A 24051-nucleotide genomic window follows, 5' to 3' on the forward strand; every position below is an offset into this window, starting at 1 on the left:
TTTGGCGGGACGAACGGGACGTTGGCATTGCCCCGTTGCGGAAAACGCGGGCAGAGGCTAGACCCCCGGCCATGACCAATACTGACCGACCACATCGCAACTTCTATGGCCGCACGCGGGGCAAGACCCTGAAGCAGAGCCAGAGAACCTACCTGGCCGAGGATCTCGCCGCGCTGTCTCCGGGGGACGTTGACTGGGAAAGCAACCCGGAACGCAAGCCGCTGGATCTTGATGCCATGTTCGGGGGCAGGGATGTGTGGCTGGAAGTGGGCTTTGGCGGTGGCGAGCACATGGTGCATCAGGCCAGCCGCAATCCGGATGTCGGCATCATCGGAGCCGAGCCGTTCATCAACGGGGTCGCGATGCTGCTGGGCAAGATCCGGCGGGCAGGTGTCGAGAACCTGAGGGTGCATCCCGGTGACGTGCGCGACTTGTTCGACGTGCTGCCGGACAAGAGTATTTCGCGGGCCTTCCTGCTCTATCCCGACCCGTGGCCAAAGAAACGGCACCATCGCCGGCGTTTCGTCACCCCCGAACACCTGGAGCCGCTGGCGCGCGTGCTGAAACCGGGCGCGATCTTTCGGGTGGCGACGGATATTCCCGACTATGTGCGCCAGACCCTCGAAGAGGTGCCACGGGCCGGGTTCGAGTGGCTGGCCGAGCGCCCGTCCGACTGGCGCGAGCCTTGGGAAGACTGGATCTCGACCCGCTACGAACAGAAGGCCCTGCGCGAGGGACGGGTGCCGCATTACCTGACTTTCCGGCGCAAGGGCTGACGCGTCGGCGGCGCTTGCCTAGGCATTGCCGCTGGACCCTGTGCCGCCAATTCGCTAATCGGCTGATACCGATAGCGTAAAAGGAGCCCCCATGTCCGGACACGGCACGCCCATCCCGATGACTTCGCATCCCTGCGGCCCGCTGGTGGGAACGGCCGAGGTTCCCGGCGACAAGTCGATCTCGCACCGTTCGCTGATTCTGGGCGCCATGGCCGTAGGCGAGACGAAGATTTCCGGCCTGCTCGAAGGCGAGGACGTGCTGGACACGGCCAAGGCCATGCGCGCCCTGGGCGCCGAGGTGATCGATCATGGCGGCGGCAGTTGGTCGGTGCATGGTGTGGGCGTCGGCGGTTTCGCCGAGCCGGATCAGGTGATCGACTGTGGCAATTCGGGAACCGGCGTGCGGCTGATCATGGGCGCTGTCGCGACCTCTCCGATCACCGTCACGTTCACGGGCGATGCCAGCCTGAACAAGCGCCCGATGGCGCGGGTGACCGACCCATTGGCGCTGTTCGGCACTCGGGCGGTGGGGCGCTCGGGCGGGCGGCTGCCGATGACCCTCGTCGGGGCGGCTGACCCGGTTCCAGTGCGCTACGAGGTACCGGTGCCTTCGGCGCAGGTGAAATCCGCTGTGCTGCTGGCGGGGCTGAACGCGCCCGGCAAGACCGTGGTGATCGAGAAAGAGGCCACCCGAGACCATTCCGAGCGGATGCTGGCCGGTTTCGGTGCCGAGATCACGGTCGAGGATACTGACGAGGGGCGGGTCATCACCCTGACCGGCCGCCCCGAACTCAAGCCGCAGGTCATCGCGGTGCCGCGCGATCCCTCCAGTGCCGCCTTCCCCGTCTGCGCTGCCCTGATCACGCCGGGTTCGGACGTGCTGGTGCCGGGGATCGGGCTGAACCCGACGCGCGCCGGCCTGTTCACCACCCTGCGCGAGATGGGGGCCGATCTGACCTATGAAAACGAGCGCGAAGAAGGGGGCGAGCCGGTGGCCGATCTGCGCGCTCGCTACTCGCCGAACATGAAAGGGATCACAGTGCCGCCCGAACGTGCGGCCTCGATGATCGACGAATACCCGGTGCTGTCGGTGGTCGCCGCGAACGCAACCGGCAAGACGATGATGGGCGGCGTAAAGGAATTGCGCGTCAAGGAAAGCGACCGGATCGACGCGATGGCCCGCGGTCTGCGTGCCAACGGCGTGACGGTCGAAGAGGGCGAGGACTGGTGGGCCGTCGAGGGCCTTGGCATCGACGGCGTGCCGGGTGGCGGAACCTGCGAGAGCTTTCTCGATCACCGCATCGCCATGTCGTTCCTTGTGCTGGGCATGGGCGCGCAAAAACCGGTGTCGGTGGATGACGGTGGGCCGATCGCCACCTCGTTCCCCGTGTTCGAGCCACTGATGGCGGGCCTCGGTGCAAAGCTGGAGCGCGCATGAGTTTCACCATTGCCATAGACGGCCCTGCTGCTGCCGGCAAAGGCACGGTCTCCAAGGGCGTGGCCGCGCATTTCGGCTTTGCGCATCTGGACACCGGCCTGCTCTACCGCGCCGTGGGACGGCGCGTGTTGGCGGGTGAAGAACCTGTCGCCGCGGCTCGCGCACTGTCGCAAGCGGATCTGGAACGCCAGGATCTGCGCAGCGCCGAAGTGGCGCAGGCGGCCAGCAAGGTGGCGGTGATCCCCGAGGTCCGCGCGGCCCTGGTGGATTTCCAGCGCGACTTTGCGCGACGCGAGGGCGGAGCAGTTCTGGACGGGCGCGACATCGGCACGGTGATCTGCCCCGATGCCGAGGTGAAACTGTTCGTCACCGCCAGCCCCGAAGTGCGCGCCGAGCGGCGCTATCTGGAACTGACAGGCAAGGGCGCGGACGTGACGCGCGATCAGATTCTGGCCGAAGTCAGGGAACGCGACGCGCGCGACACGGAGCGCAGCACCGCCCCCTTGAAACCCGCAGAAGATGCCGTTCTGCTCGACACGTCTGATCTGAGCATCGAAGAGGCGCTGGCCAAGGCCGTTTCGGTCATCGAAGAAAGGCTGGGCCAGCGCGGTTAGGGCGCGCTGCTCGCGATCATGCGCTTTTCTTCGCCTGTTCGGCCTCGGCGTCATAGCGGGAGCGTGCTTCGTCGATCCGCGACAGGTTTTCCAAGGCCCACATTCCCAAGGCGCGCACCGGCTCGCGGAAAGACTGGCCCAGTTCGGTCAGGTCATATTCGACCTTGGGCGGAATCGTCGGATGGTAGGTGCGGCTGACCAGCCCGTCGCGCTCGAGCTCTCGCAGGGTCAGGCTGAGCATTCTCTGCGAAATCCCGAGATGGCGCTTCAACTGATTGAACCGCATCTTTCCGTATTGCGCCAGCGAGATGACGATCAGAACGCTCCAACGGTCTCCGACGCGTGACAGAACCTCGTTGATCCGTTTGCAATCTGCGCATTGGGGGGCGTTGGCCATGTCGGTTCCCTTTTTGTGACCGGGGCTCAGAAATGTGCCTTCTTGTGGCGGTGTCCGGTGCTGAATATATAGCCGGTCACAAAAATATACCAGTTTGGGCAGACGCCCCGAAAGGACTACAGGAATGACCAAAAGCACCCTGATCGAAAAGCTTAACTGGCGCTACGCCACCAAGAAAATGGACCCGAGCAAGCCGGTTCCGCAGGAAAAGGTCGATCAGATCCTCGAAGCCATCCGCATGGCGCCGACGTCGAGCGGAACGCAACCCTTTGAAGTGTTCGTCGTCACCAACCCCGAGATTCGCGCGCAGATCCGCAAGGTGGCGTGGGATCAGGCGCAGATCACCGATGGCTCGCACCTTCTGGTGTTTGCGGCCTGGGACAACTACTCGGAAGAGCGGATTGATGCGGTCACCCGCCAGATGATCGAAGAACGCGGCGAAATTCCTCTGCTGAAGCAGTATTACGAGAACCTCAAGGCGACCTACCTGCCGCGCGAGGCCGAGGTAAACCACGGCCATGCCGCGCGTCAGGCCTATATCGCGCTGGGCTTTGCCCTGGCCGCCGCGGCCGAGCTTGAAGTGGACAGCACGCCGATGGAAGGCTTTGACCCCAACGCCGTGGACGAGATTCTGGGGCTGCGAGAACGCGGCCTGCGCTCGGTCGTTCTGCTGCCGCTGGGCCATCGTCAGGCCGAAGGCGACTGGCTGCTGCCGATGAAAAAGGTGCGCAAACCCCGCGAAAACTTCGTCACCGAAATCTCCTGAGGCTTGGCACTTGCTTAGACAGGGGAAACTGGTATAAGCCAGCCCCTGTCAACAAGGCGATTTGAGCCATAAAACAAAGAGACGAGCAGGGTCGGACTCAACCGGCCCTCTTTGTTTTGTGGCAAGAGACGCAGGTCGCCTGACCAACTCCAAGACCGGCGGAGACAACCGCTCGGCCAGCAAAAACGTTATGTAAAGGAAAACAACGCCACATGGCTAACGCATCCATGGAGGAATTCGAAGCCCTCCTTAACGAAAGCTTCGAAATGGACACGCCCCAAGAGGGTTCGGTTGTCAAAGGCAAGGTCATCGCGATCGAAGCGGGCCAGGCCATCATCGACGTCGGCTACAAGATGGAAGGCCGCGTCGATCTGAAAGAATTCGCAAATCCCGGCGAAGCCCCTGAAATCGCTGTCGGCGACGAGGTCGAAGTTTACCTGCGCGCCGCAGAAAACGCCCGTGGCGAAGCCGTCATCTCGCGTGAGATGGCCCGCCGTGAAGAGGCATGGGACCGTCTGGAAAAAGCTTATGCGGACGACCAGCGCGTCGAAGGCGCGATCTTTGGCCGCGTCAAGGGTGGCTTCACCGTCGATCTGGGCGGTGCCGTGGCCTTCCTGCCCGGCTCTCAGGTTGATGTGCGCCCCGTGCGCGACGCCGGCCCGCTGATGGGTCTGAAGCAGCCCTTCCAGATTCTGAAAATGGACCGTCGCCGCGGCAACATCGTTGTTTCGCGCCGCGCGATCCTGGAAGAATCGCGTGCCGAACAGCGCGCCGAAGTCATCGGCAAGCTGAAAGAAGGCGACGCAGTCGAAGGCGTGGTCAAGAACATCACCGAATACGGTGCCTTCGTTGACCTCGGCGGCGTTGACGGCCTGCTGCACGTCACCGACATGGCATGGCGCCGCGTGAACCATCCGTCGGAAATCCTGTCGATCGGCGAGACCGTCAAGGTTCAGGTCATCAAGATCAACAAGGAAACCCACCGCATCAGCCTGGGCATGAAGCAGCTGCAGGAAGATCCGTGGGACCTGGTCGGCGCCAAGTACCCGCTGGGTTCGGTCCACAAGGGTCGCGTCACCAACATCACCGACTACGGTGCGTTCGTCGAGCTGGAGCCCGGTGTCGAAGGTCTGGTGCACGTGTCCGAAATGTCCTGGACCAAGAAGAACGTCCATCCCGGCAAGATCGTTTCGACCAGCCAGGAAGTCGACGTCATGGTTCTGGAAATCGACAGCGCCAAGCGCCGCGTTTCGCTGGGCCTCAAGCAGACCATGCGCAACCCGTGGGAAGTCTTTGCCGAGACACACCCGGTCGGCACCGAGGTCGAGGGCGAGGTCAAGAACATCACCGAATTCGGTCTGTTCATCGGTCTGGAAGGCGACATCGACGGCATGGTTCACCTGTCCGACCTGTCGTGGGACGAGCGTGGCGAAGATGCCATCCAGAACTACCGCAAGGGCGATGTGGTCAAGGCGGTCGTTTCGGAGGTTGACGTCGAGAAAGAGCGTATTTCTCTGTCGATCAAGGCACTGGGCGGCGACAAGTTCGCCGAGGCCGTTGGCGGCGTGAAGCGTGGCTCGGTCATCACCGTGACCGTCACCGCGATCGAAGACGGCGGCATCGAGGTGGAATACGAAGGCATGAAATCCTTCATCCGCCGTTCGGACCTGTCGCGCGATCGCGCCGAGCAGCGCCCCGAGCGTTTCTCGGTCGGTGACAAGGTCGACGTCCGCGTTACCAATGTCGACAGCAAGACCCGCCGTCTGGGCCTGTCGATCAAGGCACGCGAGATCGCCGAAGAGAAAGAGGCCGTGGAGCAGTACGGCTCGTCCGACTCGGGTGCTTCGCTGGGCGACATCCTCGGAGCGGCCCTGAAATCGGGCGAATAAGCCCGGCCTTCAAGGCAAGCAGAATTCGGCCCCATGCATGCGCATGGGGCCGTTTTTGTTCCGAATCAATAGGTTCCGAAATCTCTTGCGTGGGGGCTTGCAGATGCAAAACTGCGGCCAGTTCCCGGCCCGCTGACGTTAAACAGGCACGTTAACCCCAAAAATGCGGTTGCTACGGCCAGAGATTGCGTTCCCCCGAACCCGATTTTTCCCTATACTCCCAGACAAATAGACGAGAACAATCTGCCGCCTGGGAGGACGAACGAATGATCCGTTCAGAACTGATTCAGAAAATCGCCGATGAAAACCCGCATCTTTATCAGCGCGACGTCGAGCGGATCGTGAACACGGTGTTCGAAGAAGTCACGAACGCCATGGCGCGAGGAGACAGGGTTGAACTGCGCGGTTTCGGCGCGTTTTCGGTCAAGAAGCGGGACGCGCGGATTGGTCGCAATCCAAGAACCGGCGAAACAGTGCATGTCGAAGAAAAGTACGTGCCGTTCTTCAAGACCGGCAAGTTACTCAGGGATCGATTGAACGGAAAAGCCTGAACTCATGATGCGCTATCTTCGCTACGCCTTTCTGGGGACCTTGGGGGTCGTCCTGATCTCCGTCTCGCTTGCCAACCGCGCACCGGTTGAACTGAAACTGATGCCAGATGATCTCGCCGATCTTCTCGGGTTCAACCTGTCAGCCTCCTTGCCTTTGTTCCTCGTCGTTCTGGGCGGGGTCGTGGCAGGGTTGGTCATCGGTTTCGTCTGGGAATGGCTGCGCGAGCACAAGCATCGGCGCGAGGCTGGGGCGAAGACCCGCGAGGTGCGCCAGCTTGAACGCGAAGTGAACAAGCTCAAGAAGAAGCAGAACGAAGGCAGGGACGAGGTGCTGGCCTTGCTGGACGAGGCAGGCTGAGGCCGGTCGATGCCGCAGGATGTCAGGGTCAAGATCTGCGGGCTGACCGCGCCCGGGCAAGTGCTGGCCGCCGCGGAGGCCGGCGCTCGCTATGTCGGGTTCGTCTTTTTTCCAAAATCGCCAAGGCATCTCGAGGTGGGCATCGCCGCAGAACTGGCCGCCGCAACGCCGATGGGGATCGCCAAGGTCGCGCTGACGGTGAATGCGTCCGATGACGAACTGGACCGGATCGTAGATACCGTGCCGCTCGACATGTTGCAGTTGCACGGAAAGGAAAGCCCCGAGCGTGTGGCCGAGGTGAAAGAGCGGTATGGCCTGCCGGTCATGAAGGCGCTGGGTGTCGCGGAAGAGGGAGATCTGGCGCAGATCGACCTCTATTCCGACGTGGCCGACCAGTTGCTCATCGATGCCAAGCCTCCGAAGAACGCTGAACTGCCCGGCGGTCTGGGACTGGCTTTTGACTGGCGGTTGCTCGCAGGGCGCAAGTATTGGAGACGGCCGTGGATGCTGGCCGGGGGGCTGACGCCGGACAACGTCGGCGAAGCCATCCGCATGACAGGCGCGCGGCAGGTCGACGTGTCGTCTGGGGTGGAATCTTCCCCGGGTGTCAAGGATGCCGAGTTGATCCGCAGATTCATCGAAGCGGCGTCGGCTTAACCACTTGTCAACCGGGCTTGCGCAAGGCTTCCGGCATGGCGGTACTTCCTGATCATCTTACCCCGAAAAAATGGCTGGCGCAGGTCTTTTCATCGGCCGAGGCGCAGCGTGGTGGTGTGGTCAAGCGCAAGGTGCGCGATGTCGAACGGTTGGTCGGGCGCGAGGCATTCTTGCGAGAGGCGTCCTGGCGAGGGTTTCAGGTACTTCAGAACAACCAGCACTTTGTCGTTTTCTGCAACGGCCTGCCGATCAGGCATTGCCGCTGACAAGGGCTTTCAAAAGCCCTTGTCACGCGGTTTTGAAACCGCGTTTCCAAGGCATTTCGAAATGCCTTGGCTTGCCCTTGCCGCCCGTGCGCACTAGGACAGGGGAAAGCCAACAGGGGGCGCACTCATGTCCAACGACCTTTTCAATTCCTTCATGTCCGGTCCGGATGAAAACGGACGCTTCGGCATCTTTGGGGGGCGGTTCGTCAGCGAAACGCTCATGCCGCTCATCCTGTCGCTGGAGGAGGAATACGAAAAGGCCAAGCACGATCCGACCTTCTGGGCTGAGATGGACGACCTGTGGGCGAACTATGTTGGGCGTCCGTCACCGCTCTATTTCGCCGAGCGCCTGACCGAGCATCTGGGCGGCGCCAAGATCTACATGAAGCGCGACGAACTGAACCACACAGGCGCACACAAGATCAACAACGTGCTGGGCCAGATCATCCTTGCCCGCCGTATGGGCAAAACCAGGATCATCGCCGAGACCGGGGCCGGTCAGCACGGCGTCGCAACCGCGACCGTCTGCGCCAAGTTCGGCCTGAAATGCGTGGTCTATATGGGTGCCCATGACGTGCAGCGTCAGGCCCCCAACGTGTTCCGCATGCGCCTGCTGGGCGCCGAGGTGATCCCGGTGACGTCCGGCCGCGGCACCCTGAAGGATGCAATGAACGACGCCCTGCGCGATTGGGTGACCAATGTGCGCGATACCTTCTACTGCATCGGCACCGTGGCCGGCCCGCACCCCTATCCGGCGATGGTGCGTGACTTCCAGTCGATCATCGGCAAGGAAGCCAAGGAACAGATGATGAAGGCCGAAGGCCGTTTGCCCGACACCATCATCGCCGCCATCGGGGGCGGCTCGAACGCGATGGGGCTGTTCTATCCCTTCCTCGACGACAAATCGGTCGACATCATCGGCGTCGAAGCCGGCGGCAAGGGTGTCAACGAAAAGATGGAGCATTGTGCTTCTCTGACCGGTGGCCGTCCCGGTGTGCTGCATGGCAACCGCACCTATCTGTTGCAGGACGACGACGGCCAGATCCTCGAGGGCTACTCGATCTCGGCCGGTCTGGATTACCCGGGTATCGGCCCCGAGCATTCCTGGCTGCACGAGGTGGGCCGGGCCAAGTATGTCGCGGTCACCGACAAGCAGGCGCTGGAGGCGTTCCAACTGTGCTGCGCGACCGAAGGGATCATACCCGCGCTCGAACCCAGCCATGCGCTGGCGCATGTGATGAAGATCGCGCCGGACCTGCCCAAGGATCACATCATCTGCATGAACATGTGCGGCCGGGGAGACAAGGACATCTTCACCGTTGCCAAATACCTGGGCTTTGACATGTCGGATACCGAAGGTCGGGAAGCCGACTGATCCTGGCGAGCGGCCAACGCAGGCTGTTGCCTTTCAGGGCGGTGCATCCGGGCATCGCCCTGTTTCGGTCCGGGCTGAGTTCAGTCTTCGGCGTTGTAGCCGGCTAGGATGCTGAGCGGCACGATCTCGAGCGCACGCCGGTGCGTGGCGGCCAGATGGACATTCGGGGCACACCCTTCGTCGTGTGCCTGCAAGAACCGGGCCGCACACAGGCACCAGCGGTCTCCGGGTTTAAGTCCGGGGAAATCGAATTCGGGTCTGGGCGTGCTCAGATCGTTGCCCACGTATTTCGAGAACGCCAAGAACTCGGCGGTCATGACCGCGCAGACCGTATGACTGCCCCGGTCCTCGGGGCAGGTGTTGCAGGCCCCGTCACGAAAGAACCCGGTCAGGGGATTTCTGGAACAGGGCTCGAGAACGCCGCCCAGGACATTGACGCTGTCTTCCTTCTGCATGCGCCCATTCTACAGGTTTTGCGCGATCTTGCGGAACATTTCGATGTTGGCGTCGTTCACGCCCTCTTCCCGGAACTTCCGGTCGGCACCGGTGGTCACGATCAGAACTCCGCGGGGCTGGTCAAAGTAGAGGTATTGCCCATAAACCCCCCGCGCCATGAACTCGCCATCATGCGCGCCGACCGGCACCCACCATTGGTAGCCATAGCCGATCTTGCCGGGCGCGGTGGGGGCGCTGGGCTTGGTCGCTTCGGCGATCCATTCTGCGGGGACGATCCGGGTGCCGTTGAACTCTCCGTTCTGCAGGATCATCTGGCCGAACCGGGCATAGTCCCGCGTGGTGAAGTTGAGGCCGCCCAGAACGAAGGCGACCCCGGCTCCGTCGGTGATGTAGTATCCATCCCGTTCAAGCCCCAATGGTTCGAGCACTTTTTCGGTCATCAATTCGGGAACACTGCGCCCGGTTGCGCCTCGGATGACCATGCCGATGACATGGGTATCGATCGAAACATACTGCCAGGTCGCGCCCGGCTCGGCGAAACTGTCCTTAAGAGATGCCGCGAAATCGTCCAGTTCGCCACCAAGGGCCACCACGCGGCCCATGCGGTTGATGTCCGAGTTGTAGTCCAGGTAATCCTCGTTGAAGGTCACGCCGCTGGCCATGTTCAACACGTTGCGGATCGTCGCGCCTTCATAGGCGCTGCCCTCGAGCTTGGGGGCGTATTTGACAACGGGGTCGTCCAGAGACTCGATTGCGCCTTCTTCAAGCAGAATTCCGAACAAGGTTGCGAGATAGCTCTTGGCGATCGACCATGAAATCCGCCGATCCTCGGGGCTGGTGTCCAGGAAATACTCTTCGAAACGGATCTGCCCGTCCTGCATGATCAGCAGCGATGTCACAGCGCGTTCGTCGATCCAGTCCGCAGTGCCTTCGGGCAGTTCGTAGTCCTCACCGTAGGGGAGTTCGGACGTGGGGCCGTTGCCGCGCGGCAGAGGCACCGTCAGAAACGCGGCGTCCATGTTCGAGAAATTCGCGACGATCTTTTCCTCGGAAAAGAGCGTGTTCACCGCCCACAGGCGCTCGATCTCTTCCTTTTTGGCGATGCCGACGACCGCTGCGGCCAAAACCAGCGCCAGCAGGATTCGGGCCATCCATTTTCCGATTGTTCGCATGTCTTTCCTCCCAGATCGCCCGCATTGGACAGTCCGAGACGGAAAAGCGCAATCTCTACGTGGCGGAAGGCGGGCAGGCGGCCGCTACTTGAACTTGTCCAGCAGCTTCTGCATGGCCGAGTGCGTATCGGGTTCGGATTCCTGCTGGGGTTCGGGGCGCTTCGTCTGCGCGGCCTTCTCCGCGGGCTTCTGCGTCGCAGAGGATCGCGGCGGTGCGGTGCGCAGCGCGACCGCGTTCATGAATTTGCCACCGTCGCCGGAGGCGAGGTAGGGCGCCCCGTCCGAGACACCGCGCAGAACATCCTCCAGCCATTCGGCGTCCGCCTTGGCAAAGTCGCTCAGCACATAGGCTGACACCATCTCCTTGCGGCCGGGATGCCCGATCCCCAACCGCACCCGGTCATAGGCCGCCCCGATATGTTCGTGGATCGAACGCAGCCCGTTGTGGCCCGCGTGCCCGCCGCCCGCCTTGACCCGGACCTTGCCGGGGGCGAGGTCGAGCTCGTCATGCAAAACGGTGACATCGGTCGAGTCCAGCTTGTAGAACCGCATGGCCTCGCCCACGGATTGGCCCGAGCGGTTCATGTAGGTCATGGGCTTGAGCAGCAGCACCTTTTCATTGCCCAGACGCCCTTCGGATATCTCGCCCTGGAACTTTGATTTCCAGGGGCCAAAGCCGTGGTCCTCGGCGATCCGGTCCACGGCCATGAAGCCGATATTGTGCCGGTTGCGGGCGTATTTCTGCCCCGGATTTCCCAGCCCGACAAAGAGTTTCATACGGCAGCCCCGCACAGGTCAGTTTGCTCGGGCGCCTACATGCACCGATTTCAGGCAGAAATCCAGATGGGCCGCCGGCAGAATTGGCGGCCCGCCGGATGGATCATCCTTTCGGCGTGTACCAGATGGGCGAGGTATAGGCCCGTTCGGTTGTGGTCATGGGCACGGTTTCGTCCATCTGCACGTTGAAGCGCTTGGCCTCGTAGGCCGTCCAGCGCGGCGTGGGGATCTCGATCACGCGGACATAGTAGAAGGCGCGCAGGGCCGGGTCGAAATCCGGGTCCTGCCAGACGGTTATCAATTCGGGCGCTCCGATCGTGTTGGTCCAGGTGGCATTTGCAACATCCACCGTGTCTCCGACCGGCGGCAGCTTGCCATCGTCGCCCGGCTGGCGGTCGCCGCTCCATGCTACGTCATAAACCTTTTCGCCGCGCGTTCCGTCGGCGTTCAGCCACCCCTTGATCACCTGTACACGATCCAGGTTGCCACTGAACGGGTCTTTCAGAGCAGCAATCAGGAAATTCGGTGCCCCTTCGCCACTGGGCGCGGGCAGATCGCCGCCCATCGGAACGCCCTTGGCATAGCCGATATCCGCCGGCAAACGCGAAAGCGCATCTTCCTTGGTGAAGTCCCAGCCGCCGAAGAAACGCACCATGATGCGAGAGCCAGTGGTGGCATAAACCTCGCGCCGCTCCAATGCGTCAAAGATGGCTTCGCGCGTGTTCATGGTGGCCCAGACTGCGGCATAGCCGCCCGAGGCCTGTTTCCAGCCATAGATCGAAAGCTCGGGGTCCGGCGCCTCGATCACCAGATGTTCCCAACGGTTCGGTTCCGGTTCGACGCCGGAATGCTTGCCAAAGAAGTTGTCCTCTTCGACGGCCGCCATTCCGGTATGCGCGTCTGTCGAGCCGATCTGGCCGACCTTGTATGGGTTGACGCCCAGTTGCTCTTCCAGCATCAGCCCCGTCTTGTAGGCTTCGCGGGTGTATTCGTATTGCAGCATGTCCTGGGTCTTGACCTCGGTCCCGTTGAGGTTCGAGGCATCCCATGTGTCGAAATCCGCGAACTCGTCATCCGGGCTGAGGAAAGGATGAGCTTCGCTGTCGCCCTTGATCTGGGTGGTTTCGATCACCGGCTCGAAGCGGACGCGCAACTCGGCCAGTTCCTTGGTCAAAGGTGTGCCGTCGAAATTCGACACCGAGAAGAGACGGCCGTTGGACAGGTTGCCGTTGTGGGGGATGGCCAGAACATCGCCACCGGTTCGGCTCTCGTAGTCCGCCAGGTGCGCCCACAGATCTTCGGGGTTCTTGCTGTCGAATTGTGAGAAGGGCAGCACTTGGTTGGTCAGGTCGGCACCATCCCGGAATATGACGTTGCGATGGATGTTGTCGCCGCCTTCGGACGTCCACTCATATCCAATGAGCGCGGTAAAGATGCCCGGGTCGTTGTAGCGGTCGGCGAGAGCCGTGTATTGCTGCCACGCCTTCTTGGTCGCCTTGGGGTTGTCGATCGGAGGCACGTCGCCGGAAAGCGAAGCCACGATTTCCATTGCCGTGTTGAACACGAGGTCATCGTCGCCGCTGGTCAAAGCGTCATACCACACTCTGCCTTGCTCGGTCGCCAGTATCTCCTGATCGCCGCCCAGAAGCTGTGGCATCAGGCCATACATCTCGGCATGGTCCGAGATTACAAGCCAATCCAGCGGCCGCCCCAACCGGGCCCGAAGGCCGTGGGTGGTCGTGACCTCTTCGCCCCGGGCAAAGCGGAACGCGTCCTCTTGACTGAGGCGGGTCATGGTCCCGGCGTCTACCGAGACCTGCGTATGCAGGTGTGTGTCGCCCCATAGCAACTTGGTCGGAAAGGTTCGGCCCGCATATGGCGAGAAATGGTCAGAGGTGAATTTCTCGGCGACGTCTTCCTTGCTTGGCAGCATGTCCTGCACCTGCTGTGCCAAGGTGGTTGTAGATACGGAACTCAGCAGGATTGCACCAAGAATGACTTTCGTTTTTCCAACAGGCTGGAACATGGGTTTTCCCCCCAAATCAAAAAAATTCTTTCAGACATCGAAATTCGGTCGGCCATCGCAGCATAGGCGCAATTTCCCCGCAGCGGTAAAAAAAACGGGGCCCCGAAGGACCCCGTTCGAAACATGTTCGAAGATGAGAGGCGGATTACTCTTCCGCGGGCGCTTCGGCGACCTCGACGGCCTCCTCTGCAGCTTCCTCTTCCTCGTCGCTTGCCGCCAGACCCGAGGGCGCCGAGATGTTGGCGATCACGAAGTCACGATCGATGGTCGGCTTGGTGCCCTTGGGCAGTTCAACCGACGAGATGGTGACCACGTCGTTGATGTTCAGGCCGGTCAGATCGACGGTGATCTTTTCCGGAATGTCGCCCGCGGTGCAGACCAGCTCAACCTCGGGGCGGACAACGGTCAGAACGCCGCCCTTCTTGATGCCGGGTGCTGCGCCCTCGTTCACGAACTCGACCGGGATGAACAGGTTGATCTTCGAGGTGCGGCGCAGGCGCATCAGGTCGAGGTGCGTCGGCAGATCCTTGACGACGTCACGCTGCACGTCGCGGCAGATCACGCGCACGTCTTCGTGGCCTTCGACCTTCAGGTTCCACAGGGTCGACTTGAAGCGACCTGCTTTCAGGCGCTTGAGCAGTTCGTTGAACGGAATCTGGATCGGCAGCGGGTCTTTGTCGCCGCCAAACACAATGCCCGGAACCATGCCGTCGCGGCGTGCCTGACGAGCGGCGCCCTTGCCCGTCCCCGTCCGTTCCAGAGCTACGAGATCAGGAATCTCACCAGCCATGATATATCTCCACTGTTAGGGCGGGGTGCCTCCAAGGCTGTCACCCCGCGTGAAGCGCTGCCCATACAGCGGATTGGCGGAATTGAAAAGAGAGATTCGTTATTTTCCGCCACTTTCCCCAATAGCGCCCGTTTCCGGCCGGTCGCGGGCGTTTGGAGTCAGGTTTGCCAGCGGCCTCCGAAATCCTCGGGCACCAGCAGGTTGTGGCGACCGAGATCGTTTACGTTCTTCTCACCACACAGCGCCATCGTGGTGTCCAATTCCTTTTGGATGATCTCCAGAGCGGTGGTCACGCCCTTTTGCCCCATCGCGCCCAGCCCATAGACAAAGGCGCGCCCGATGTAGGTGCCCTTGGCACCCAGCGCCAGGGCTTTGAGAACATCCTGCCCGGACCTGATGCCGCTATCGAGATGCACCTCGACGTCGCCACCAACGGCATCCAGAATCTCGGGCAGCATTCGGACCGAACTCAACGCGCCGTCCAACTGGCGGCCACCGTGATTGGAAACGACAATCGCGTCTGCGCCCAGCTTGGCGGCCATCTTGGCATCCTCAGCGTCGAGAATGCCTTTCAGGATCACCTTGCCGCCCCACTGTTCCATGAGTTTCTCGATCTTTTTCCAGTCGAGCGACGGGTCAAACTGTTCCGCAGTCCAGGCGCCCAGAGAGGACGCGTCGGAAATGCCTTCCACATGGCCGACGATATTGCCGAATTCCCGCCGCTTGGCGCCCAGCATCTCGATGCCCCAGGCCCACTTGGTCATCAAGTTGGCGATTGTCCGGGCGGTCAGTTTCGGCGGGGCCGAAAGGCCGTTTTTCAGGTCCTTGTGGCGCTGGCCGAGGATCTGAAGATCAAGCGTGATCACCAGGGCCGAACATTTGGCGTCCTTGGCACGTTGGATCAGGCGGCGGACATAGTCCTCGTCCTTCATGGTATAGAGCTGGAACCAGAAGGGTTTGGTTGTGTATTCCGCCACATCCTCGATCGAATTGATCGACATGGTCGAGAGAGTGAAAGGCACGCCGAACTCCTCGGCGGCCTTGGCGGCCTTCATCTCGCCATCGGCGTGTTGCATGCCCGTCAGCCCGACCGGAGCCAGAGCAACCGGCATCGTCACATCCTGACCGATCATCTGCGAGGCGGTCGATCGGCCCGACATGTCGACGGCGACCCGTTGGCGCAGGCGGATCTTTTCAAAGTCAGAAGTGTTCTCGCGGAAGGTCTGCTCGGTCCAGCTGCCGCTTTCGGCGTAATCGTAGAACATGCGCGGAACGCGGCGTTCGTAGATGCGCTTGAGGTCCTCGATGTTGGTGATCACGGGCATGTCTGGCGGCTCCTGCAAGATTGGTTAAGTTTCTTTACCAATTTTTCCTGCGCGGCGCAATACGTCCGATGCTCCGCACTTCAAAAAGGCGCGGCCAGTCAAAAAAGAAAGCCCCAGCAGCCGCTTGGGCTGCCGGGGCCGTGACAAAAAGAAGACTGCCTTGGACGGAGTCAGGCCGAGTGCGCCCCCTCGGCCAGCCCACGGACGAAATCGAGAACTTCCGCCACCGGTTTGCCCGCGCCGATCTTGCTGACGATGGCCGAACCGACGACGGCGCCATCGGCAACACCTGCAATGGCGCGGGATTTCTCGGGCGTGTTGATGCCGAAGCCCACGATCACGGGCAGATCGGTGGCTGCCTTGATCCGCGCCACGTCCGGCGCAACATCTTCGGCATTCGCTTCGCCCGCGCCGGTGATGCCGGTGATCGATACGTAGTAAACGAAGCCAGAGGTGTTCTGCATCACCCGCGGCAAGCGAACGTCATCGGTCGTGGGCGTGGCCAGTCGGATGAAGTTCAGTCCGGCCTTTTGCGCCGGAATGCACAGCTCTTCATCCTCTTCCGGCGGCAAATCCACCACGATCAGCCCATCGATTCCCGCGGCCTTGGCCTTGTCCAGGAACGCATCGACGCCGCAGTTGTAGATCGGGTTGTAGTATCCCATCAGCACGATCGGCGTGGTGTCGTCGGTTTCGCGGAAGCTGCGCGCCAGTTCCAGCGTCTTGTCGAGGGTCATGCCCCCGTCCAGGGCGCGCTGCCCCGCAGCCTGGATCGTCGGACCATCCGCCATCGGGTCGGTGAAGGGCAGGCCAAGCTCGATCACGTCGACCCCTGCGCCCGGCAATCCCTTGACCACCTCCAGCGAGGTTTCATAGTCGGGATCGCCCGCCATCACGTAAGCGACAAAGGCTTTCTTGCCCTCGGCTTTCAGGGCGGCGAACTTGGCGTCGATACGGGTCATCGGTGATCCTTGCATACAGGGTTTCGACCCGATGTGCAGAAACTCGGGTCGAAAATCAATCCCGCTGCCGCCAAGTGCCCTCAGAAAGATTTGTGGAACCGGACCAGAGTCGTGTTTACCCCGGGGTTGAAGTCATTCGTGCTGGCGTTCGATTTGTGCGTGATCGCAAGCGACAGGCGATTTCCGTTGTCAAAGGCGTACCCGACTGCCAGCAGGCTGCGAATCTGGAAGCTGCCCCCGATTTCGTTCTCGGGTTTCCCGGCATCGTAGTAACCGGGCATGACGCTGATTTCCGTGAACCACCGATTGTCGAAATCATAAATCCCGTAAAGGCCGATCCCAATGTGGAAATCGCTCGCCCCATCCACGGATGCGGCCGCGCCCCAGCCGGCGCTGAAATGCGTGGCCTCGTGGAAGGGCCTGTGCTGATACTCGAGCGAGACGATTGCCTGATCGTCGCCCATTTCATGCGAATAGTCGGCATAACCGGCGCCAAAGATCAGGGATTGGGCGTTCGCGACCGAGGCGCTCGCCAGCATTGCAAGGGAAACGATCAAGGGTTTCATCGGTATCTAACTACGTTTGCTTCAGGTCGAATTTAATTACTGGTCGATCCGCGCAACTATCAATGCGCGTGAAGGCGCAGTCTTTGCACAAATTCAGGATAAGTCAAAGACAACCTTCCGGCCATCGTCCTCGTGCCCGCTTGCGTATCGCGCGCGACCTGCCTAGAAGCAGCCGTCGAATGGCATCAGGAGGCCGCAATGGGTTTCAAAATGGGTATCGTGGGTCTGCCGAATGTCGGCAAATCGACCCTGTTCAACGCGCTGACCAAAACTGCGGCGGCGCAGGCGGCGAATTTCCCGTTCTGCACGATCGAGCCCAATGTGGGCGACGTGGCGGTGCCGGACGCGCGCCTGGACAAGCTGGCCGCCATTGCCAAGTCGCGCCAGATCATCCCGACCCGGATGACCTTCGTCGACATTGCCGGCTTGGTCAAAGGCGCCTCGAAGGGTGAGGGGCTGGGCAACCAGTTCCTGGCCAATATCCGCGAGGTGGACGCCATTGCCCACGTGCTGCGCTGTTTCGAAGACGGTGACGTGACCCATGTCGAGGGCCGCGTCGATCCGGTGGCCGATGCCGAGACCATCGAGACCGAGTTGATGCTGGCCGATCTGGAAAGCATCGAAAAGCGCCGCGCCAACCTGGTGCGCAAGCTCAAGGGCAACGACAAGGAAGCCCAGCAACAGGACCGCCTGCTGGCCGCCGCGCAACAGATGCTGGAAGACGGCAAGCCCGCCCGCATGGTCGAGGTCAGCGACGAGGACGCGAAGGCCTGGAAAAACCTGCAGCTGCTGACGACCAAGCCGGTTCTCTATGTCTGCAACGTGTCCGAGGAGGACGCGGCCACAGGCAACGAATATTCCGAACGCGTCGCCAGGATGGCCGCGGATCAGGGTAATGCGCATGTCATCATCAGCGCCAAGATCGAGGAAGAGATCAGCTTGCTGGAGCCCGACGAGGCACAGATGTTCCTGCAGGAGATGGGGCTGGAGGAGCCCGGCCTCGATCGGTTGATCCGCGCGGGTTATGACCTTCTCAAACTTGAGACCTATTTCACCGTCGGTCCGAAAGAGGCACGCGCCTGGACCATCCGTCGCGGAACACTGGCCCCGCAGGCCGCAGGCGTGATCCATGGCGATTTCGAAAAGGGATTCATCCGCGCCGAGACCATCGCCTATGACGACTACATCGCCTGCAATGGTGAACAGGGCGCCAAGGAAGCCGGCAAGATGCGGGCAGAAGGCAAAAGCTATGTCGTCAAGGATGGCGACGTGATGCACTTCCTGTTCAACACCTGATCGCGAAACGTCTTTTCCCGTCGGGCATTCCCGGTATCCTGCGGGCATCATCCGCAACCCCGAGGCCCGCCCGTGTTCGACCTTCGCGACCTGCACCTGCTGTCCGCGCTTGCGCGCCATCGCCATTTCGCCAAGGCGGCCGAGGAATGCGGCATCTCGCAACCCGCGTTCTCGATGCGTATCCGCAACCTCGAGGATCGGCTGGGCGTGTCCATCGTGCGCCGGGCCAACCGGTTTCAGGGCCTGACCGAAGAGGGCGAGATGATCGTCCGCCGCGCCCGCCGGATACTGGATGACGCCAAGGCTCTGGAGCAGGAGGTGCTGGCCTCGCGCGGGGAGATCTCGGGCACGCTGATCCTCGGCGTGATCCCGACGGCCATCGCTTTTACCGGCCGCCTGATCAAACATCTGCAGGCTGCCCATCCCCGTATCCTGTCCCGGATCGAGACCATGTCGGCCACCGCGATCCAGTACCGGCTGGACGAGGGCAGCATCGATGCCGGCGTGACCTATGGCGACAGCATCGGCACCGATCTGCGCCATGTTCATCCCCTGTATGAAGAGACATATGTGCTGCTCGTCCCCCAGCACATGACCCAGGAAACCGGCCCGATCCCCTGGGCGCGGGTTGCCGAGTTCCCGCTCAGCCTGCTGGAACCGCAGATGCAGAACCGGCGCATTATCGACAGGATTTTTGCCGAACAAGGGCTACATCCACATGTAGTGGCCGAAACCAGCGGGTTCACCGCCTCGATGGTCATGGCGCGCGAGGGGCTGGCGGCGACGGTCGTGCCGCGCGTTCTGGTGCGGGCGCTGGGCGATCTTGCGGGGACGCGGGTTCTGCCGCTGGTGGACCCGGTGGTCAGCAAGCCGATCTGTCTGGCGACTCTGGCACGCGACCCGGAACTGCCTACGGTCGATGCCTTGCGACGGGTGGTGACGTCTTTGCGGTGATAAACCGTCGTTATCGTGCCATTCGGTTTTGCGATTTGACGATATGAATTGCTGATGAGAGACGGGGCCTCAATTCGGAGGGCATCATGGCACCATTGGACACCAAGCCATCAGGCGCACCTAAGGGCGTCTGGAAGTCAGGGAAAGGCAAGGGGCGGCACACGCCCAAGGGCCGTCAGTTCACGGACGCGGCACAGGCCGAGATTCAGCGCCTGCTGGGCGACCGCCCGCGCCGCCGCGACCTGCTGATCGAGTTTCTGCACCTGATCCAGGACACGCACGGCCACATCAGCGCCGACCACATCGCCGCGCTGGCCGTCGAAATGCGCATCGGTCAGGCCGAGATCTACGAGACCGCGACCTTCTATGCCCATTTCGACGTGGTCAAAGAGGGCGTAACACCGCCCCCCGCCCTGACGATCCGCGTCTGCGATTCCCTGTCTTGCGAAATGGCCGGCGCGCAGCAGTTGAAAAAGGCGCTGGAGGATGGGCTGGACCCCTCCGAGGTGCGCGTTTTGCGCGCGCCCTGCATGGGGCGCTGCGACACCGCGCCGGTGCTGGAAATCGGGCACAACCATATCGACCACGCGACCCCCGACAAGGTGCAGGCCGCCATCGCGGCCGGCGACACTCACGCCCATCTGCCTGACTATGAGACCTTCGCGGCCTATGTCGAAAACGGCGGATACGCCAAGCTGAAAGAGCTGCGCGAGGGCGGCGACTGGGAAGCGGTCCAGGAACAGGTTCTGGCCTCGGGCCTGCGCGGCCTGGGCGGTGCCGGTTTCCCGTCGGGCAAGAAATGGGGCTTTGTCCGCATGAATGACGGCCCGCGCTATCTGGCCGTGAACGGGGACGAGGGCGAGCCCGGCACCTTCAAGGACCGCTATTACCTGGAGCGCACTCCGCATGTCTTCCTGGAGGGCATGCTGATCGCCGCCTGGGCGGTCGAGGCGGAAACCTGCTTCATCTACATGCGCGACGAATACCCGGCGGTACTGGAAATCCTGCGGCGCGAGATCGCGGCGCTGGAACAGGCCGGGATCGTCGAGAAAGGCTATATCGACCTGCGCCGCGGTGCGGGCGCCTATATCTGCGGCGAAGAATCCGCAATGATCGAATCGATCGAGGGCAAAAAGGGCCTTCCGCGCCACCGTCCGCCCTTCGTGGCGCAGGTCGGCGTATTCGGCCGCCCGACGCTGGTGCACAATGTCGAGACGCTTTATTGGGTGTCCAAGATCTGCCGGGAAGGCCCGGAAGTTCTCAATTCAGTTGAAAAGAATGGCCGCAAGGGTCTGCGCAGCTATTCGGTCTCGGGCCGGGTGGCCAAGCCGGGGGTCTACCTGCTGCCGGCAGGCTCGACCATTCTTGACGTGATTGATGCCGCCGGGGGCATGGCCGAGGGCCACGTCTTCAAGGCGTATCAACCGGGCGGGCCGTCGTCGGGTCTTCTCCCCTCCAGTATCGACGACGTCCCGCTCGACTTTGACACCCTGCAGCCGCTGGGCACCTTCATCGGGTCCGCCGCCGTGGTGGTCCTGTCCGATCAGGACACCGCGCGGGATGCGGCGCTGAACATGCTGCGCTTTTTCGAGGACGAAAGCTGTGGCCAGTGCACACCCTGCCGGGCAGGCTGCGAGAAAGCGGTGAAGCTGATGCAGGCCGACAAGTGGGACACCGACCTGCTGGAAGATCTGTGCCAGGTGATGGGCGACGCCTCGATCTGCGGTCTGGGGCAGGCGGCCCCGAACCCGATCCGCCTGGTCATGAAACATTTCGCCAATGAGATCTGAGGGAGACAGCCATGCTTGACGCAAGCGAAACCAAGACCGTCACCTTCAACCTGAACGGCGAAGACGTGACCGTGCCTCAGGGCACCACGATCTGGGAAGCGGCCAACGGCAAAGGCCTGGTCATCCCGCACCTGTGCCACAAGCCCGCGCCGGGCTATCGCCCTGACGGCAACTGCCGCGCCTGCATGGTCGAGGTCGAGGGCGAACGCACGCTGGTCGCCTCGTGCATCCGCCCGGCGGCCGAGGGGATGGTGGTGAAGACCGACACCGACCGCGCCGAGAAATCGCGCGCGCTGGTGATGGAACTGCTGGTGGCCGACCAGCCCGAGCAGCCGCACGATGTATCCAGCCATTTCTGGGACATGGCCAGGCTGACCGATGTCAGCGACAGCCGCTTTCCGGCGAAAGAGCCCGAGAAGATCCCGCTGCTGGATGACAGCCATGTGGCGATGCGGGTCAATCTGGATGCCTGCATCAACTGCAACCTGTGCGTCCGCGCCTGCCGCGAGGTGCAGGTGAATGACGTGATCGGCATGGCCGGCCGCGGGCACACCGCGCAGGTGGTGTTCGATCAGAACGACCCGATGGGCGAGTCGACCTGCGTCGCGTGCGGCGAATGCGTTCAGGCCTGCCCGACCGGCGCGCTGATGCCCGCCACCGTGCTGGACGACCAGCAGCGCGGCGACAGCAAGGATTACGATTCCGAGACCGAAAGCGTCTGCCCCTTCTGCGGGGTGGGCTGCAAGGTCAGCCTCAAGGTCAAGGACGGCAAGGTCAAATATGTCGAGGGCATCAACGGCCCCGCCAACGAAGGCCGCCTGTGCGTCAAGGGCCGGTTCGGGTTCGACTATATCCACCACCCGCACCGCCTGACCAAACCGCTGATCCGGCGCGAGGACGCACCGCCCAAGGGACTGAATGTCGATCCCGCTGACTGGAGCACCCATTTCCGCGAGGCAACCTGGGACGAGGCGCTGGATCTGGCCGCGAAGGGCTTGATGAAGCTGCGCGAAGAAGACCCGCGCAGCGTTGCGGGCTTTGGTTCGGCCAAATGCACCAACGAAGAGGCCTATCTGTTCCAGAAGTTCATCCGGCAGGGCTTTGGCCACAACAACGTGGACCACTGCACGCGGCTGTGCCATGCCTCCTCGGTGGCGGCGCTGATCGAGAACGTGGGCTCGGGCGCGGTGACCGCGACCTTCAACGAAATCGAGAACGCCGATGTGGCGATCATCATCGGCGCCAACCCGATCGAGAACCATCCCGTCGCGGCGACCTACTTCAAGCAGTTCGCCAAGCGCGGCGGCAAGCTGATCGTGATGGACCCGCGCGGCGTCGGCATGCGCAAATTCGCGACCGAGATGCTGCAGTTCCGGCCCGGTGCCGATGTCTCGATGCTGAACGCGATCATGAACGTGATCGTCGAGGAAGAACTGTATGACAGCCAGTACATCCACCGCTGGACCGAGAACTGGGAGGCCGAGAAGGAACATCTGCGCCAGTTCACGCCCGAGAAGATGGCGCCGATCTGCGGCATCGAGCCCGATCAGCTGCGCCGCGTGGCCCGGATCTTCGCCAATGCCAAGGCGGGGCTGATCTTCTGGGGCATGGGCGTCAGCCAGCATATCCACGGCACCGACAACTCGCGCTGCCTGATTTCGCTGGCCCTGATGACGGGCAACGTCGGCAAGCCGGGCGCGGGCCTGCACCCGCTGCGGGGGCAGAACAACGTGCAGGGGGCCTCGGATGCCGGACTGATCCCGATGTTCCTGCCCGACTACCAGTCGGTCACCGACGACGCCGTGCGGGCCAAGTTCAGCCAGGTCTGGAACTCGGGCGATTTCTCGAACGAGAAGGGCCTGACCGTGACCGAGATCATCGACCACGCCTATGCGGGCAAGATCAAGGGCATGTACATAATGGGCGAAAACCCGGCCATGTCCGACCCAGACGTGAACCACGCCCGCAAGGCGCTGGCCAAGCTGGACCTGATGATCGTGCAGGACATCTTCCTGACCGAAACGGCGAACTATGCCGACATCATCCTGCCGGCCTCGGCGCTGTATGAAAAGAACGGCACGGTGTCGAACACCAACCGCCAGGTGCAGCGCGTGCGCCCCGCGGTGCCACCACCGGGCGAGGCGCGCGAGGATTGGGCGATCACCGTCGACCTGGCGCAGCGCATTGAGTTGAACTGGGATTACACCGACGTTTCCCAGGTCTTTGCCGAGATGAAACAGGTCATGGCTTCACTGGACAACATCACTTGGGAGCGGCTCGAGACCGAGACGATCACCTATCCTTCGCTGTCCGAGACCGATCCGGGCCAGTCCATCGTGTTCGGCCATGGGTTCCCGCGTCCGAATGGTCGCGCGAAATTCACCCCGGCCAGCATCATCCCCCCGGATGAGGCGCCGGACGAGGAATTCCCCATGATCGCCACCACCGGGCGGCAGCTGGAACATTGGCACACCGGCTCGATGACACGCCGCGCCAAGGTTCTGGACGCGGTCGAGCCGGAAGCGAACTGTTCGATGAACCCGCGCACGCTCAAGCTGATGGGGATCGAGCCCGGCGAGATGGTGCGTCTGACCACCCGGCGTGGCTCGATCGAGATCATGGTGCGCGCCGACCGGGCCATCGCCGAGGACATGGTGTTCATCCCCTTCGCCTATGTCGAAGCGGCGGCGAACATCCTGACGAACCCGGCCATCGACCCCTATGGCAAGATCCCCGAGTTCAAATACTCGGCAGTTCGGGTCGAAAAGGCAGCGGAGGCAGTCGCGGCGGAATAACCTGCCGCTAGAAAAAGCAAAACGGGCGGCCTCTTCGGGGGGCGGCTCGCTACAG

General features: G+C 62.2%; 23 protein-coding genes. 14 read left to right on the top strand and 9 right to left on the bottom strand.

Annotated features, from left to right (window positions below):
- Positions 1–71 precede the first annotated feature (71 nt).
- From trmB to cmk, 3 genes are all read left to right on the top strand, one after another.
- Entirely contained in the window at positions 72–776 is a 705-nt protein-coding gene (gene trmB, locus AVO45_RS07565) for a tRNA (guanosine(46)-N7)-methyltransferase TrmB (RefSeq protein ID WP_082688716.1), read from the top strand.
- Between the two features lie 91 nt (positions 777–867).
- Positions 868–2214 (top strand): 3-phosphoshikimate 1-carboxyvinyltransferase, encoded by a 1347-nt coding sequence (aroA, locus tag AVO45_RS07570; RefSeq protein WP_068345567.1) that lies wholly within the window; start codon positions 868–870, stop codon positions 2212–2214.
- A complete protein-coding gene (gene cmk, locus AVO45_RS07575; protein ID WP_068345570.1) occupies positions 2211–2828 on the top strand; it encodes a (d)CMP kinase in 618 nt (205 codons plus the stop codon). The genes aroA and cmk overlap by 4 nt, the downstream gene beginning before the upstream one ends.
- 16 nt (positions 2829–2844) lie before the next feature.
- Here the strand turns inward: cmk and AVO45_RS07580 are convergent, their stop codons facing one another.
- Positions 2845–3225, bottom strand: a complete 381-nt coding sequence (locus AVO45_RS07580) for a winged helix-turn-helix transcriptional regulator (RefSeq protein WP_205627866.1) — start codon at positions 3223–3225, stop codon at positions 2845–2847.
- A 124-nt stretch (positions 3226–3349) separates the two neighbouring features.
- On the opposite strand from AVO45_RS07580, the gene AVO45_RS07585 reads away from it, so the two are divergent.
- From AVO45_RS07585 to trpB, 7 genes are all read left to right on the top strand, one after another.
- Positions 3350–3991, top strand: coding sequence for an NAD(P)H-dependent oxidoreductase (locus AVO45_RS07585; RefSeq protein ID WP_068345572.1), 642 nt, complete (start codon positions 3350–3352; stop codon positions 3989–3991).
- A gap of 212 nt (positions 3992–4203) precedes the next feature.
- Complete coding sequence (gene rpsA, locus AVO45_RS07590; RefSeq protein ID WP_068345573.1) at positions 4204–5880, top strand: 30S ribosomal protein S1; 1677 nt, start codon at positions 4204–4206, stop codon at positions 5878–5880.
- Between the two features lie 266 nt (positions 5881–6146).
- Complete coding sequence (gene ihfB / locus AVO45_RS07595; RefSeq protein ID WP_068345575.1) at positions 6147–6431, top strand: integration host factor subunit beta; 285 nt, start codon at positions 6147–6149, stop codon at positions 6429–6431.
- A 7-nt stretch (positions 6432–6438) separates the two neighbouring features.
- A complete protein-coding gene (locus AVO45_RS07600; protein ID WP_068346653.1) occupies positions 6439–6789 on the top strand; it encodes a lipopolysaccharide assembly protein LapA domain-containing protein in 351 nt (116 codons plus the stop codon).
- Positions 6790–6798: 9 nt separating this feature from the next.
- A complete protein-coding gene (locus tag AVO45_RS07605; protein ID WP_068345577.1) occupies positions 6799–7446 on the top strand; it encodes a phosphoribosylanthranilate isomerase in 648 nt (215 codons plus the stop codon).
- 17 nt (positions 7447–7463) lie between these two features.
- Entirely contained in the window at positions 7464–7712 is a 249-nt protein-coding gene (locus AVO45_RS07610; RefSeq protein ID WP_338055962.1) for an N-(5'-phosphoribosyl)anthranilate isomerase, read from the top strand.
- Between the two features lie 127 nt (positions 7713–7839).
- Positions 7840–9087, top strand: coding sequence for a tryptophan synthase subunit beta (gene trpB / locus AVO45_RS07615; protein ID WP_068345580.1), 1248 nt, complete (start codon positions 7840–7842; stop codon positions 9085–9087).
- 80 nt (positions 9088–9167) lie between these two features.
- On the opposite strand, the gene AVO45_RS07620 is transcribed toward trpB, so the two are convergent.
- The 8 genes from AVO45_RS07620 to AVO45_RS07655 form a co-directional block, all read right to left on the bottom strand.
- Positions 9168–9542: a DUF2237 family protein gene (locus AVO45_RS07620; protein ID WP_068345582.1), complete on the bottom strand. Its 375-nt coding sequence runs from the start codon at positions 9540–9542 to the stop codon at positions 9168–9170.
- Positions 9543–9551: 9 nt separating this feature from the next.
- Complete coding sequence (locus AVO45_RS07625) at positions 9552–10715, bottom strand: serine hydrolase domain-containing protein (RefSeq protein WP_068345584.1); 1164 nt, start codon at positions 10713–10715, stop codon at positions 9552–9554.
- 84 nt (positions 10716–10799) lie between these two features.
- The gene (gene pth, locus AVO45_RS07630; protein WP_068345586.1) at positions 10800–11492 is read right to left on the bottom strand and encodes an aminoacyl-tRNA hydrolase; all 693 of its coding nucleotides are present in this window, start codon (positions 11490–11492) and stop codon (positions 10800–10802) included.
- A gap of 103 nt (positions 11493–11595) precedes the next feature.
- Entirely contained in the window at positions 11596–13518 is a 1923-nt protein-coding gene (locus tag AVO45_RS07635; RefSeq protein ID WP_082688718.1) for a DUF3604 domain-containing protein, read from the bottom strand.
- 145 nt (positions 13519–13663) lie between these two features.
- Positions 13664–14308, bottom strand: coding sequence for a 50S ribosomal protein L25/general stress protein Ctc (locus tag AVO45_RS07640; protein ID WP_068345588.1), 645 nt, complete (start codon positions 14306–14308; stop codon positions 13664–13666).
- A 158-nt stretch (positions 14309–14466) separates the two neighbouring features.
- A complete protein-coding gene (locus AVO45_RS07645; protein ID WP_068346657.1) occupies positions 14467–15633 on the bottom strand; it encodes an alpha-hydroxy acid oxidase in 1167 nt (388 codons plus the stop codon).
- A 170-nt stretch (positions 15634–15803) separates the two neighbouring features.
- On the bottom strand, positions 15804–16595 hold the full coding sequence (gene trpA / locus AVO45_RS07650; RefSeq protein WP_068345590.1) for a tryptophan synthase subunit alpha: 792 nt from the start codon (positions 16593–16595) through the stop codon (positions 15804–15806).
- An 80-nt stretch (positions 16596–16675) separates the two neighbouring features.
- Entirely contained in the window at positions 16676–17161 is a 486-nt protein-coding gene (locus AVO45_RS07655) for an acyloxyacyl hydrolase (RefSeq protein WP_068345592.1), read from the bottom strand.
- A 198-nt stretch (positions 17162–17359) separates the two neighbouring features.
- Between AVO45_RS07655 and ychF the strand changes: the two genes are divergently transcribed.
- The 4 genes from ychF (at position 17360) to fdhF (ending at position 23996) form a co-directional block, all read left to right on the top strand.
- Complete coding sequence (gene ychF / locus AVO45_RS07660; RefSeq protein WP_068345594.1) at positions 17360–18457, top strand: redox-regulated ATPase YchF; 1098 nt, start codon at positions 17360–17362, stop codon at positions 18455–18457.
- A 72-nt stretch (positions 18458–18529) separates the two neighbouring features.
- A complete protein-coding gene (locus AVO45_RS07665; RefSeq protein WP_068345596.1) occupies positions 18530–19411 on the top strand; it encodes a LysR family transcriptional regulator in 882 nt (293 codons plus the stop codon).
- 86 nt (positions 19412–19497) lie between these two features.
- On the top strand, positions 19498–21201 hold the full coding sequence (locus AVO45_RS07670; protein WP_068345598.1) for an NAD(P)H-dependent oxidoreductase subunit E: 1704 nt from the start codon (positions 19498–19500) through the stop codon (positions 21199–21201).
- Between the two features lie 11 nt (positions 21202–21212).
- Positions 21213–23996 carry a formate dehydrogenase subunit alpha gene (fdhF, locus tag AVO45_RS07675; RefSeq protein WP_068345599.1) on the top strand — a complete coding sequence of 928 codons (2784 nt, stop codon included), beginning with the start codon at positions 21213–21215 and terminating at the stop codon, positions 23994–23996.
- Positions 23997–24051 lie beyond the last annotated feature (55 nt).

The organism is Ruegeria marisrubri (genome assembly GCF_001507595.1).
Taxonomy (GTDB): Bacteria; Pseudomonadota; Alphaproteobacteria; order Rhodobacterales; family Rhodobacteraceae; genus Ruegeria; species Ruegeria marisrubri.